Source organism: Microbispora rosea (assembly GCF_044460045.1).
Taxonomy (GTDB): domain Bacteria; phylum Actinomycetota; class Actinomycetes; order Streptosporangiales; family Streptosporangiaceae; genus Microbispora; species Microbispora rosea.
Genome location: NZ_JBITJO010000001.1, coordinates 950,553 through 963,741 on the forward strand (window position 1 = coordinate 950,553; position 13,189 = coordinate 963,741).

General features: G+C 72.5%; 6 protein-coding genes. 2 read left to right on the plus strand and 4 right to left on the minus strand.

Annotated elements, in window-relative coordinates; genetic code table 11:
• The first annotated feature begins 8 nt into the window (after window positions 1-8).
• Complete coding sequence (locus ACIBK1_RS04590) at window positions 9-1,823, plus strand: NYN domain-containing protein (RefSeq protein ID WP_396732292.1); 1,815 nt, start codon at window positions 9-11, stop codon at window positions 1,821-1,823.
• Between the two features lie 129 nt (window positions 1,824-1,952).
• Here the strand turns inward: ACIBK1_RS04590 and ACIBK1_RS04595 are convergent, their stop codons facing one another.
• Window positions 1,953-2,576, minus strand: coding sequence for a response regulator (locus ACIBK1_RS04595; RefSeq protein ID WP_030507738.1), 624 nt, complete (start codon window positions 2,574-2,576; stop codon window positions 1,953-1,955).
• Window positions 2,577-2,579: 3 nt separating this feature from the next.
• Complete coding sequence (locus ACIBK1_RS04600) at window positions 2,580-6,797, minus strand: HAMP domain-containing protein (protein ID WP_051761646.1); 4,218 nt, start codon at window positions 6,795-6,797, stop codon at window positions 2,580-2,582.
• Window positions 6,798-7,012: 215 nt separating this feature from the next.
• Here ACIBK1_RS04600 and ACIBK1_RS04605 point away from each other — a divergent pair, with 215 nt between their 5' ends.
• Window positions 7,013-8,491: a PP2C family protein-serine/threonine phosphatase gene (locus tag ACIBK1_RS04605; RefSeq protein WP_231513859.1), complete on the plus strand. Its 1,479-nt coding sequence runs from the start codon at window positions 7,013-7,015 to the stop codon at window positions 8,489-8,491.
• Here the strand turns inward: ACIBK1_RS04605 and ACIBK1_RS04610 are convergent.
• Both ACIBK1_RS04610 and ACIBK1_RS04615 read right to left on the minus strand, forming a co-directional pair.
• Window positions 8,488-10,293 (minus strand): S9 family peptidase, encoded by a 1,806-nt coding sequence (locus ACIBK1_RS04610; RefSeq protein WP_396732296.1) that lies wholly within the window; start codon window positions 10,291-10,293, stop codon window positions 8,488-8,490. The genes ACIBK1_RS04605 and ACIBK1_RS04610 overlap by 4 nt on opposite strands.
• Before the next feature lie 108 nt (window positions 10,294-10,401).
• The gene (locus ACIBK1_RS04615; protein ID WP_396732299.1) at window positions 10,402-13,149 is read right to left on the minus strand and encodes a helix-turn-helix transcriptional regulator; all 2,748 of its coding nucleotides are present in this window, start codon (window positions 13,147-13,149) and stop codon (window positions 10,402-10,404) included.
• Between the last annotated feature and the right edge of the window lie 40 nt (window positions 13,150-13,189).

The following is a 13,189-nucleotide window of genomic DNA, read 5'->3' on the forward strand; positions in this document are numbered from 1 at the left end:
GGTGTCGCGTGGATCGCTGCGCGCTGTTCGTTGACGCCGGCTACTTGCTGGCAGACGGCGCGATGGCCGTCCACGGGACTCGCCATCGCGAGGCCGTCTCCTGGGACTATCCGGGCCTGCTGCAGCTCCTGACCAACCTGTCAAGAGAGCGCACGGGCCTGCCGCTCCTGCGCTGCTACTGGTACGAGGCGACCGTCGAGGGCCGCCGTACGCCGGAGCACGACGTGCTGGCGGACATCCCCGGGCTCAAGCTCCGCCTCGGCCGGATCCGGCCGGGCCGACGGGAGGGCGTGGACGCCCAGGTCCACCGCGACCTCATGACCCTGGCACGCAACAACGCGGTCTGCGACGCGGTCGTGGTCAGTGGCGACGAGGACCTCACCCAGGTGGTGAGCGACGCGCAGGACCTCGGCATCCGCGTGACCGTCATGCAGATCGCCGCCGACGGCGCATGGTCGGCGGCCCGCACCCTCCGGCAGGAGTGCGACGACCTCGTCGAGATCGCGAGCGGCCATCTCCGGCCGTACGTCACAATGCTCACGGGGGCGGACCCGGGCCCCGGTCTCGGCAACGGCCAGCCCCACGGCAACGGCCTCGTCCCTTACGGCAACGGTTCGCCGGCCAACGGGACCCACCTCAACGGCTCCCAGCAGAACGGGTCACAGCCGAACGGGACGCAGCACAACGGGGCACAGCACAACGGCAGCCAGTCGCCGGGAAGCCACTCTCCCGGCCTTCACGGCGGGGCGACCCCGGTGACGGGATCGCACGGCGCCCCCTCGCAGAGCGCCTCGTACGACCTGGGCGGCTCCGGCGAAATCTCGAACGTCACTCAGCCGCACGCCACGGGGACCCCCGGCACGGGCGCCCACAGCGGCGGATCCCACGGCACGGGCACCCCTGCGAGCGGCGCCCCCGGCAGCGGCGCCCACGGAGGCGGCGCCTCCGGGAACAGCACCCACAGAAGCGGCGCACAGGGAAGCGGCACTCAGGGCGCGGGCGCTCCCGGCATGGGCATCCACAGCATGGGCACTCCCGGCGCGGCCGCTCCCGGCATGGGCGTCCACGACACGGGTGCTCACGACACGGGCACTCACGACACCGGCGCCCGCGGCATGGGCACTCACGACACCGGCGCTCCTGGAGTAGGCGCTCACGACACGGGCGCCTACGGCGCGGGCACCCAGGGCGCGGGCAATCAGGGCACGGGCACTCAGGGCACGGGCACCCACGGCAACGGAGCGCACAGCGGCGGGCGGTCCTCCGCCGCCCACGCGCGTCGGGCCCTCCCCGCGCAGCCGTCCCCGCCGGTCTACAACGGCTACTCGCCCGAGCCCCCGCAGCCGCCCGTCCAGCCGTCCCAGCAGCAGCACCAGGCGCAGCCGCCCGCCAGCACCCCGCTGCCGGCTCCGCCGGCGTCCACCCCTCCGCCGCCTCCGCCCTCGGGAGTCCAGACGCCGCCGAGCAGCCCGGTGCAGAGCCAGTACGGCTCCGGCACCACCGGCTACTCGCCCTCCCAGCTGGGGCCGTACACGGGTCCGCAGCCCGCGCCGGTGCCGATCCACACGGGAGGCACCACGACGCTCGCCGAGGCGGTGAAGGCGGCCCACAAGGAGGGCCACGACTTCGGCGAGTCGGTCGCCAGGGACGCCCCCGCGCTCTGGCTGGAGGCCGTGCTCGCCCGCAAGCCCCGGATGCCGTCCGACCTGGAGGCCCGCCTGCTGCAGGGGTCCTCGCTGCCGATCGACTTCCTGCTGCACGACGAGGTCAGGCACGCCCTTCGCCGCGGTTTCTGGGACGCCCTGGAGCGCGCCCGCCGCTGACCCGGCCGTCCGCGCTCCCGCCCGAGGGCTTCGCCGCATGCCGGGTCACCGGCCGTGTCCGAGCCGCCGCGACCGAGCCGCCGCGACCGAGCCGGCCGTGCCCGAGCCGGCCATGTCCGGTACGCGGCGTCAGCCGAGGGCGTCGAAGCCGGCCCGCAGGTGGGCGACGCGCTCGCTCAACTCGTCGACGGCGCCGTTCAGGGGCGCGTCACCGGACTTGTCCGCCAGATCCCGCACCCGCCGTAGCTCGTCCTCCACGGCGGTGACGCGGCCGGACAGCTCGGCCAGCACGGAGGTGTGGTCGCCGCCCGGCAGCTCGTTCGACAGGCGTTCGCGCAGCAACGCCGCCTGCTCGGTGAGCCGCCGGTTCATCGTGTAGAGCTCCACGAACACGGCGACCTTGGCGCGCAGCACCCAGGGGTCGAACGGCTTGGTGAGGTAGTCCACCGCCCCGGCGGCGTACCCGCGGAAAGCGTAGTCGGGGGCGCTGTCGACCACGGTCAGGAAGATGATCGGGATGTTCCTGGTGCGCTCTCTCCGTTTGATGTGCGCGGCGGTCTCGAAGCCGTCCATGCCCGGCATGCGCACGTCGAGCAAAATCAGAGCGAAGTCGGTCGACAGGAGGGCCTTCAGCGCCTCCTCCCCGGACCGGGCCCGAATGGGCACGACGTCCAGCGAGCTGAGGATCGCTTCCAAAGCGATCAGGTTCTCCTCGCGGTCGTCGACCAGCAGGACCCTGGCGCGCTCAGGCATCGATCATGCCTCCTGGGAGTCTCGGGACTCGGGGGACTCAAGGGACGGCACGCCCCTCGTTCGTTCTGTGCCCCCGCGGCCGCGCATGAGCCATCCGCGCAGCCGTTCGAGCAGCCGGTCGACGTCGACGGGCTTGGGCACGTAATCGGAGGCGCCCGACGCGATGCTCTTCTCGCGGTCTCCCCGCATGACCTTCGCCGTCAGCGCGATGATCGGCAGGTCGGCGAACTGCGGCATCGTGCGGATCGCCGACGTCGTGGCCCAGCCGTCCATCTCGGGCATCATGATGTCCATCAGCACGAGCGCCACGTCCTCGTTGCGTTCGAGCTGCTCGATGCCCTCACGGCCGTTCTCGGCGTACACCACGGTCGCGCCGTGCCGTTCCAGCACGCTGGTCAGCGCGAAGACGTTGCGGATGTCGTCGTCCACGATGAGGATCTTCGCCCCGGACAGCGGGTCCTCCCCCTGCCAGTCGTGGCCGTCGACCAGCGGAGCGTACTGGGGGACGGGCAGGTCGGTCGGGAGGGGGATCTCCGGGAGGATGTCCTTGATGTGCAGTTCGGGCACCTCGTCCTCACGGACGTCCGGTTCCGTGGGCGTGGCGATCGCACCGCCGTCGGGCGCGGCGAGCGGCCCCGAGTAGTCCGGGGGCAGATACAGCGTGAACGTGCTGCCGTCCCCGGGGACGCTCTGGACGTGGATCTCGCCGCCGAGCAGGCGGGCGATCTCCCGGCAGATCGACAGGCCGAGGCCGGTGCCGCCGTACTTGCGGCTGGTCGTGCCGTCGGCCTGGCGGAACTGCTCGAAGATCACTTCGAGCTTGTCCGGCGCGATGCCGATGCCGGTGTCGACGACTCTGAAGGCCAGCATGTTCTCCGGCGAGCCCTGCAGCTTCTCGTCCACGTAGTTGACGTCGTCGGGCGCGAGGGTCACCTCCAGCCTGACCTGGCCTTCGTGGGTGAACTTCACCGCGTTGGACAGCAGATTGCGCAGCACCTGCTGCAGCCGCTGCTCGTCGCTGCTCAGGTCGTCGGGCACGGAGGGGTCGACCTGGACCGTGAACGACAGGCCCTTGTCCTGTGCGAGCGGCGCGAAGGTGGCCTCCATGTAGTCGACCAGCCCGGACAGCGACATCGTCTGCGGGTGGATGTCCATGCGGCCCGCCTCGACCTTGGTCAGGTCGAGGATGTCGTTGATCAGCTGGAGCAGCGCGGAACCGGCGTCGTGGATGGTCCGGGCGAACTCGACCTGCTGGGGGGTCAGGTTGCCCTCGTCGTTTTCCGTAAGCAGCTTGGCCAGCACGAGCAGGCTGTTCAGCGGGGTGCGCAGCTCGTGGGACATGTTCGCGAGGAACTCGGACTTGTACCGGGAGGACACCGCGAGCTGCTCGGCCCGCTCCTCCAGCGTCCGCCGGGCCTGCTCGATCTGGAAGTTCTGGATCTCGATGGCGCGGTTCTGCTTGGCCAGCAGCGCCGCCTTGTCCTCCAGCTCGGCGTTGGACCGGCGCAGCTCCTCCTGCTGGCGCTGCAGCTCGTCGGAGCGCTCCTGCAGCTCGATCGCGAGCCGCTGCGACTCGGTGAGCAGGTCCTCGGTCCGGGAGTTGGCCATAATCGTATTGATCGTGACCCCGATGGTCTCGACGAGCTGGGTGAGGAAGGCCAGGTGGACCTCGCTGAACTGGGTGAACGAGGCCATCTCCAGGACGCCGAGCACCTTGTTCTCGAAGAGGATCGGCAGCACGACGATCTGCGCCGGGTTCGACCGGCTGAGCCCGGTCTCGACCGTGATCGAGTCGACCGGCACGCCCTCGAGAATGATCTGCTCGGCCTCCAGCGCGGCCTGGCCGATGATGCCCTCGCCCAGCTCGAAGTTCGGCTTCGGGGCCGAGCCCGGCTGGATGCCGTACCCGGCGATCAGGTTGAGCCGGCCGCCGTCGTACAGGTAGCAGGCGCCGTGGCTGGCCGAGACGAGCGGGGTGAGCTCGCTCATGATGAGCCGCGCGACCTCCATCAGGTCGCGGTGCCCCTGCATCAGGCGGGAGATCCTGGCCAGGTTGGACTTGAGCCAGTCCTGCTCCTGGTTGGTCTTGGTCGTCTCGCGCAGCGTGGCGACCATCGTGTTGATGTTGTCCTTGAGCTGGGCCAGCTCGCCGGGCGCCTCGACCGTGATCGACCGGGTCAGGTCGCCGCGGGCGACCGCGCTGGTCACCTGGGCGATCGCGCGCACCTGGGTGGTGAGGTTGCCGGCCAGCTCGTTCACGCTCTCGGTGAGCCGCTTCCAGGTGCCCTCGACGCCCTCCACCCGGGCCTGGCCGCCGAGCTGGCCCTCCGAGCCCACCTCGCGGGCGACGCGGGTCACCTCGGAGGCGAACGACGACAGCTGGTCGACCATGGTGTTCATGGTGCTCTTGAGCTGAAGGATCTCGCCCTGGGCGTCCACGTCGATCTTGCGGGTGAGGTCGCCGTTGGCGACGGCGGTGGTCACCTGGGCGATGTTGCGCACCTGGTAGGTGAAGTTGCTGGCCATCGAGTTGACGTTGTCGGTGAGGTCCTTCCAGACGCCCGAGACGCCGGGGACGCGCGCCTGGCCGCCCAGCCGTCCCTCGGTGCCGACCTCGCGGGCCACCCGGGTCACCTCGTCGGCGAAGGCGGACAGCTGGTCCACCATCGTGTTCATCGTGTCCTTGAGCTCCAGGATCTCGCCCTGGGCGTCCACGGTGATCTTCTTCGACAGGTTGCCCTGCGCCACGGCGGTGGAGACGACGGCGATCTGACGGATCTGCGACGTCAGGTTGTTCGCCATGAAGTTGACGTTGTCGGTGAGGTCCTTCCAGATGCCCGACACGCCGCGCACCTGCGCCTGGCCGCCCAGCCGTCCCTCGGTGCCGACCTCGCGGGCGACGCGGGTCACCTCGGAGGCGAACGACGACAGCTGGTCGACCATGGTGTTCATGGTGCTCTTGAGTTCGAGCATCTCGCCCTGGGCGTCGACGTCGATCTTGCGGGTGAAGTCGCCGTTGGCGACGGCGGTGGTCACCTGGGCGATGTTGCGCACCTGGTAGGTCAGGTTGTTGGCCATCGAGTTGACGTTGTCGGTGAGGTCCTTCCAGACGCCCGACACGCCCTTCACCTCGGCGCGGCCGCCCAGCTTGCCCTCGGTGCCGACCTCGCGGGCGACGCGGGTCACCTCGTCGGCGAAGGCGGACAGCTGGTCCACCATCGTGTTGAGGGTCTCCTTGAGCTCCAGGATCTCGCCCTGGGCGTCCACGGTGATCTTCTTGGTCAGGTTGCCCTGCGCGACGGCGGTGGAGACGACCGCGATCTGGCGCACCTGGGAGGTCAGGTTGTTCGCCATGAAGTTGACGTTGTCGGTGAGGTCCTTCCAGACCCCCGACACGCCGCGCACCTGCGCCTGGCCGCCCAGCTGGCCTTCGGTGCCGACCTCGCGGGCCACCCGGGTGACCTCCTCGGCGAAGGCGGAGAGCTGGTCGACCATCGTGTTGACGGTGTGCTTCAGCTCCAGCATCTCGCCGACGGCGTCGACGGTGACCTTGCGGCTCAGGTCGCCCCGCGCGACCCCGGTCGTCACCTCGGCGATGTCGCGGACCTGTGCGGAGACGCGGTCGGACATGGTGTTGACGGCCTCGGTGAGATCGCGCCAGCTTCCCGACATGCCGCGCAGGTTGGCCCGGCCACCCAGCTTGCCCTCGGTGCCGAGGTCGCGGGTGACCCGCGTCACCTCCGAGGTGAACAGAGAGAGCTGGTCGACCATGCCGTTGATGGCCTTGCCCAGGCGGCGCACCTCGCCCCGGGCCGCGCGGTCCACGTCGATCCGGCGGGACAGGTCGCCCTTGGCCACCGCGTCGATGACGTCGGCGGCGCCGCTGACCGGCGTCACGATGGCGTCGATGAGGTCGTTGACCGAGCCCACGCTCTCCGCCCACGCGCCGACGCCCGGCCCGGGGCTCAGCCGTTCGGTGAAACGGCCCTCCTTGACGATCTCGCGGCGCACCCGGGCGAGCTCGTTGGCGAGGTGTTCGCGCCGGTCCGCCACCTCGTTGAGCAGCAGCCGGATCTCGCTGAGGACTCCCGGCGGGGCGTGGGAGACGCGACGGCGAAAGTCGCCGTCGCGCCATGTGATAAGCGTCTCCAGGAACGGCACGAGATCGGATTCGCGATAGACCCGTTCGGTCCCGGCCAGCTCGGCGTTGGCGGGCGACATTTAGCCTCCTTTACCCCGACGGGGCTGACGCGACCAAGGCGTTGGGCCTCGTACGGCCTGTCCAGCCGCGGACTCCATGCCAGTCTGTCACGTTCCGTGGGGTGCGGGGCCCCTTGCTTGACCCGAAGTCAGCAGGAAGTGTGGTAAGCACAATGGTGGTGGCAACTACCCCAAGAGCCGTCCTCGCCGCGTCCTTCGCGCCGGGTGAGACGGCCGTGTCCGAAGTGAAGCGGTTCACCCGTGAGGTGATGACGGCGTGGGCCGCGATGTCGGTGTACCCCGAGGCGGAGCGTCTGGTGCGGGAACTGGTCGCGGACGCGGTCGGCGCGCCCTTCGAGGTCGTGTGGCTCCACCACGGCGAGTCCGTCCAGGTGGAGGTGCGGGAGAAGACGGACGGTCATCATGACTTCGGGCCGCCCGCCGACGCCGTCACGTGGGGTGTCACGTTCACCTCGTCGCTGCGCACCCGCTGGGCCCGGCTGGAACTTCCGGGCGGGGAGCCGGTGCAGAGCGACGAGTGGCTGCTGGAGGCCGCGCACGGCCCGGGCTGGCTGGGCTTCCTCGCCGACGCGAGCGACCTGCTCGCGGGCACGCTCAACCCGGAGATGGTCCCGGCGATCATCGCGCAGATCGTGGTGCCCCGCCTGGCGAGCTGGTGCGCCGTCTACACCGACCAGGACGGGCTGGGGGAGCTGCGGCCCGCCTACCTCTGGCACGCGGACGAGACCCAGATCGACACCATGCGCGACGAGCTGGAGGAGATCGCGCTGCCGGCGGACGACGACCCCGCCGTGCTGCCGATGAGCGACTGGCAGGCGCTGGCCTACCCGCTGACCGCGCGGGGGCGGCGGCTCGGCGTGATGTGCCTCGGCCGGCGCGACCGCTTCCCCGACGAGGCCATGCAGATCGCCGAGGACCTGAGCAGGCGCGCCGCGCTCGCGCTCGACAACGCCCGCCTGTACGCGCAGCAGGCGGCCGCCAACCGGGCGCTGCAGCGCAGCCTCCTGCCGCCCGACGAGCCCACGACCCCCGGGCTCGACTTCCACGTCATCTACGAGCCGGCCGGGGAGAACAACGAGGTCGGCGGAGACTTCTACGACCTGTTCCCGATCGCGGACGGGGTCTGGCGCTTCGCGATCGGCGACGTCTGCGGCACCGGGCCCGAGGCCGCCGCGGTCACCGGCCTGGCCCGGCACACGCTGCGGCTGCTCGCCCGCGAGGGGTACGGCGTGGCCGCCGTCGTGGGCCGGCTCAACCAGGCCATCCTGGAGGAGGGGGAGCGCGCCCGCTTCCTGACGCTGCTGCACGGCCAGATCACGGTCGTGCCGGAGGGCCTCGACATCCGCCTCGTCTCGGCCGGGCATCCGGAGGCACTGCGGCTGCGGCCGAACGGCGTCGTGGAGGTCGTCGCGTCGCCGCAGTCGCTGCTCGGCGTGTTCCCCGAGGCGAAGTTCCAGGAGGACAACCTGCGGCTCACCCCCGGTGACGTGCTCCTGGGCGTGACCGACGGGGTGACGGAGCGGCGGTCGGGCGACCGGCTGCTCGACGACGACGGCGGCCTGGCCATGCTGCTGGCGGAGTGCGCCGATCTGTCCGCCCGCGCGGTGGCCGAGCGCATCCGCCGGGCCGTCCAGGACTTCGCGCCCGAGCCGAGCGCCGACGACCTGGCCATCCTCGTCCTGCGCGCGCCTTAGCCGGCACAGCCCAGGGTGCGGACGGCGAAGTCGATCGACGCGGCCATCCGGTGCACCCGCTCCTCCACCGTCGACGTGCCCGGTCCGGTGCCGTACCGGTAGACCGACGCCTCCCTGCCGTGGTCCGCCAGGGCCCGCACGTAGCGGTCGACCTGCCGCTGCGGGCAGCGCGGGTCGTTCGCACCCGTGAGGATCAGCAGCGGCGCCTCCACCATGTCGGCGTAGGTGATCGGGGAGGACGCGGCGTACCGCTCGGGCACCTCGGCCGGGGAGCCGCCCAGCAGCGCCCGGTGCGCGGCACGCAGGCAGTCGGCCTCGTCCTCGTACGCCGCCGCGTGGTCGGCGATCGGCGCGGCGGCGATCCCCGCCGTCCATGACTTCGGCTGGGTGCCGAGCGCCAGCAGGGTCAGGTAGCCGCCCCACGCCGTGCCGGCGAGCACGAGGCGGTCGGGGTCGGCGATGCCGTGCTCCACCGCCCATTCGCGCACCGCCGCCACGTCGGCCAGCTCGATGTGGCCGACGTCGCCGCGCAGGGCGTCGCGCCAGGCCGAGCCGTACCCGTCCGAGCCCCGGTGGTTCACCCTGATCACCGCGAAGCCGCTGTCGACCCACGCCGCGACCTGCGGCTGGAACGAGTCGTCGTCCTGGCCGCGAGGGCCGCCGCAGAACCCCGGCAGCACGCTGCGCAGGAGGAACACCGTCGGGTAGGGCGCGGCCACCCGCTCCGGCCGGGAGACGAGGGCGTGGATGCGCCCGCCGGGGCCCTCCACGTCGATGTCCTCCAGCGGCACGGACGGCGGCGGTGTGCGCCCCGGGCTGAAGACCACGTGGCCGTTGCTCGACTTGACGACCGGAGGGTGGGAGGCGCTCGACCAGGAGTACTCGACGGTGCCGTCGGGGCGCGGCGCGGCCGCCTCGATCACCCCGTGCGGGCTCTCGATCGGGGTGAGGCCGCCTCCGGCGAGGTCGTAGCGGAGCAGTTCCGTGCGTCCCCGCTGGGTGTGGATGATGAGCAGCGCCCGGCCGTCGTCGTACCAGTCCGCGGAGATCTCGCCGCGCACCCGCAGCCAGATCTCCCGCTGCTCGCCGGTGATCGGGTCCCACACGAGCGGTTCGCGGCGGCCCCGGCGCTCGTGCAGGACGAGCAGGCGCCGGTCGCCGGGGACGGGGGCGAATCTGCCGCCGGTCACGCCCCTGCCCGGTCCGTCGTTCAGCTCGGCGACCGTCGAGCCGTTCGCCCTGATGACCCGCAGGGCCGGGTGCAGGACGTCGCCGTGCTCGCTGTGGTTGACGGCGATGAGCGAGCCGTCGAGCGACATGTCCGCGACCGCGGCGTACTCGTCGTGGCGATACAGCGCGACCGGCTCGCTTCCCGGCCTGGCCAGCAGGATCTCGAAGCCGTCCCGGGAGGAGCGGCCGACGGCCGCGGCGCCGTCGGAGGCGAGCGCGAGCCCGCAGGGGTGGCCGGGCGGCATCGCCAGGGGCTCGTCCGGGCCGCCGCCGAACGGCTGGCGCGACCAGACGCCGTGTCCGTCCTCGTGTCCGTCGCCGTCCGGGTCCCCGCGTACGTCACCGAACCACCAGATCCACTGGCCGGTGGGGTCGATCGCGCCATACCGGGTGCCGTGGGGGCGGTCGGTGACCTGGCGGGTCTGGCCGCTCGCCCGGTCCCAGGCGTAGATCTCCCAGGAGCCGGACGCGGTGCCGCAGTAGACGGCTCGCTGCGGCGCCTGGCGCGCCCATGTGGGCAGGGTCACCCGCGGTGCCCGGAACCTGGCCTGCCAGCGTTCCTCGGCCTTCATACCGGCCCTCCCCTGCCCAGCTACGGGGTCGGGTTCAGTATGTCCCGCCAGTCGCGACAATGCCTCACAAATGGGCGATGTCGGGCTGTGAGTTCGGCGGCGCGCCCGTCAGGACAGGTCCAAACCGGCGAGCTGGGCGCGGCTCGCCACGTTGAGCTTCGGAAACGCCCGGTAGAGGTGGTAGCTGACGGTCTTCGGGCTGAGGAACAACTGCGCGCCGATCTCCCGGTTGGTCATGCCCTTGGCGGCCAGCCGCACGATCTGCAGCTCCTGCGGGGACAGCGCGGGCAGCGCTTCCGCCCGCGCGACCGGAGAGCTGGTGTCACCGGTGGCGCGCAGCTCGCCGCGGGCGCGCTCGGCCCACGGATGGGCGCCCAGCCGCTCGAAGGTCTCCCACGCCGCCCGCAGGTGCGGCCGGGCGCTGCCCTTGTCGCGCTCCCTGCGCAGGCGCTCCCCGAAGGCGAGCCTCGTGCGGGCCGCCTCCCAGGGACGGCCGCTGCCGGCGTGGAGCCGTACGGCGGCGTCGAAGTCCTCGCGGGCCCGCTCCCAGTCGGGTTCGAGCAGGGCCCGGCAGCGGTGCAGGACGGCCAGCGCCCAGTCCTGCCCCGAGGCCGTCGCCCACTCCTCGAACCGGCGCATCGGCTCGCGCGCGGGCAGCCCGAGGCGTACGGCCGCCTCGATCTGGTCGGGGGCGAAGTAGACGGCCTGGATCTGGTGGCGTACCGGGCCGGTCATGGCGGCGTCGAGCCGGTCGAGAGCCTCGGCGAACCGGCCCTGGCCGAGGTCGAGCAGGGCCAGCGCCCACTCGGCCCACGCCAGGCCGTTGACGATGTGGTTGGCGTCGAAGCGGTCGCGTGATCGGGCGGCCAGCTCGGCGCATCGGTCCGCCTCTCCACGTATGGCCGCCAGCCAGGCCAGCGTGCCCTCCAGGTAGCCCGCCCGGTTGCGCTGCCCGGTGCCGGAGGTGAGCCGCAGCCCCTCGGCCGCGGTGGCCTCGGCGTCCCTGAACCTGCCCAGATACAGCTCGGCGGCGGCGAGCGTGACGTGGACCAGGGGGAGTTTGCCGAGGTCTCCCGCGGCCCGGCATTCCGCGGCCATGGCGGCCGAGATGTCGTGTCCGGTCCTGAAGTCGCCGACGAGAGGGGCGACGAAAGCCGCGTTGATCCGGAACGTGTGCGCGCCGGAGGCGATCCGGCCGCCCCTGGCGACCATGTCGCGCATGATGGGCAGGCCCTCCGCCGGTCCGTGCCGCAGCAGCACGGCCGCGCCGGTCACGGCCTGGACGGCGGGGTCGAGGCCGTCCTCCGGACGCAGGCCGAGCGCGTGCAGGCGGCCGGCCGCCTCGGCGACCCTGGCCGGGTCGCTGAGCTGCCACGCGTTGCGCGCGGCGTCGGTCAGCATGAGCCCGGCCGCGATCCGGTCCTGCCGCGCCTGCCCGTCCGCGTCGTCGGCGTCGTCCGTGTCCTCTGTGCTCGCCGTCGCGAGTGCCGTCAGCTCTTCCGCGCCCGCGATCAGCAGGTCGTGGGCCAGGTGCGGGGCGCCCTCGTCGAACGCGATCCTGGCGCGCAACTCACGCAGCCGGGCGCGGGAACGGGGGTCGGTGACCAGCGCGGCGGCGCGCCCGACCAGCTCCTTGGCCCGGCCGGCCTGGCCCGCGTCGGCGGCGGCGACGGCGGCCTCGGTCAGTCGCCGCGCCTTGAGCGCGTGGTCCTCGGTGAGCTCGGCGGCCCGTTCGAGCGCGGCGCAGGCCCCGGCGTTGCCGTCGCGCTCCCTGGCCCGTCGTGCGGCCTGCTCCAGCGCCAGCGCGGCCGTCTCGTCGGGGCCGGTGGCCGCGGCGGCCAGGTGCCAGGCCCGCCGGTCGGGCTGATGCGCGAGCAGCCTCGCCAGGATCGCGTGGACCTCCAGCCGCAGGTCGTAGGTGCCGTGCCGGAAGGCCGCCGCGCGCATGAGGGGGTGGGTGAAGGCCACCCGCCGGCCGTCGATCCCGACCAGGCCGGACTTCTCGGCCAGGCCCAGTGCGGCGGGCGCGATCCCCAGCTCCCGGCCCGCCCGTGCGATCACGTCCAGGTCGCCGCCGTCGGTCAGCGCGGTGACCAGCAGCGCCTTCTGGGCGTCCGCGGGAAGTTCGGCGATGCGGGCCTCGTACGCCTGCTGGATGCGGGCGGGCAGCGGCAGCGGGCTCCGGTCGTAGACGGGCAGGTCCGTACGCGGGAGTTCGAGCAGGGCGAGCGGGTTGCCGCAGCTCTCCTCGATGAGGCGGTCGCGGGCGCCGGGAGCGAGCCCGGGGGCGGCGTGATCGAGCAGCGCGGCGGCGCTGCCGGCGTCGAGGCCCGGCAGCCGGTGCTCGGGCAGGCCCGAGGGGTCGAAGCCGTCGCGCGCGGCGAAGATCATGACGATGCCCTCGGCGTGCAGGCGGTGGGCCGCGAACCGCAGTGCCTGCGCCGACTCCTGGTCGAGCCACTGCGCGTCGTCGACCAGGCACAGCAGCGGCCCGCCCTCGGCCAGCTCCGCCAGCAGCGACAGGACGGCCAGGCCCACCAGGAGCCGGCTGGTCACCGGGGCCAGGCCGAAGGCGCCGCGCAGGGCGGCCGCCTGCGGCTCGGGCAGCGCGTCCAGCCGGTCGAGCCCGCGCCCGAGCAGCAGGTGGAGCGAGGCGAACGGGATCTCGGCCTCGGTCTCGACGCCGACGCCGCGCAGCACGCGCATGTCCTCCGCGCATTCCGCCGCGTAGGCCAGCAGCGACGTCTTGCCGATGCCCGGATCGCCTCCGACCACGAGCACGCCGGAGCGTCCGGCACGCGCCCGGTCGAGCAGGCCGTCGATCACCGCCTGATCGCTCGCACGCCCCCACAGCACGCCGGAATCCTAGTGCCCCCGATCGTTCCGCCCGGTCCGG

Coding starts and splice junctions, on each gene's coding strand:
- ACIBK1_RS04595 (WP_030507738.1), bottom strand. CDS start 2,576: ATGCCTGAGCGCGCCAGGGTCCTGCTGGTCGACGACCGCGAGGAGAAC.
- ACIBK1_RS04610 (WP_396732296.1), bottom strand. CDS start 10,293: ATGAAGGCCGAGGAACGCTGGCAGGCCAGGTTCCGGGCACCGCGGGTG.
- ACIBK1_RS04600 (WP_051761646.1), bottom strand. CDS start 6,797: ATGTCGCCCGCCAACGCCGAGCTGGCCGGGACCGAACGGGTCTATCGC.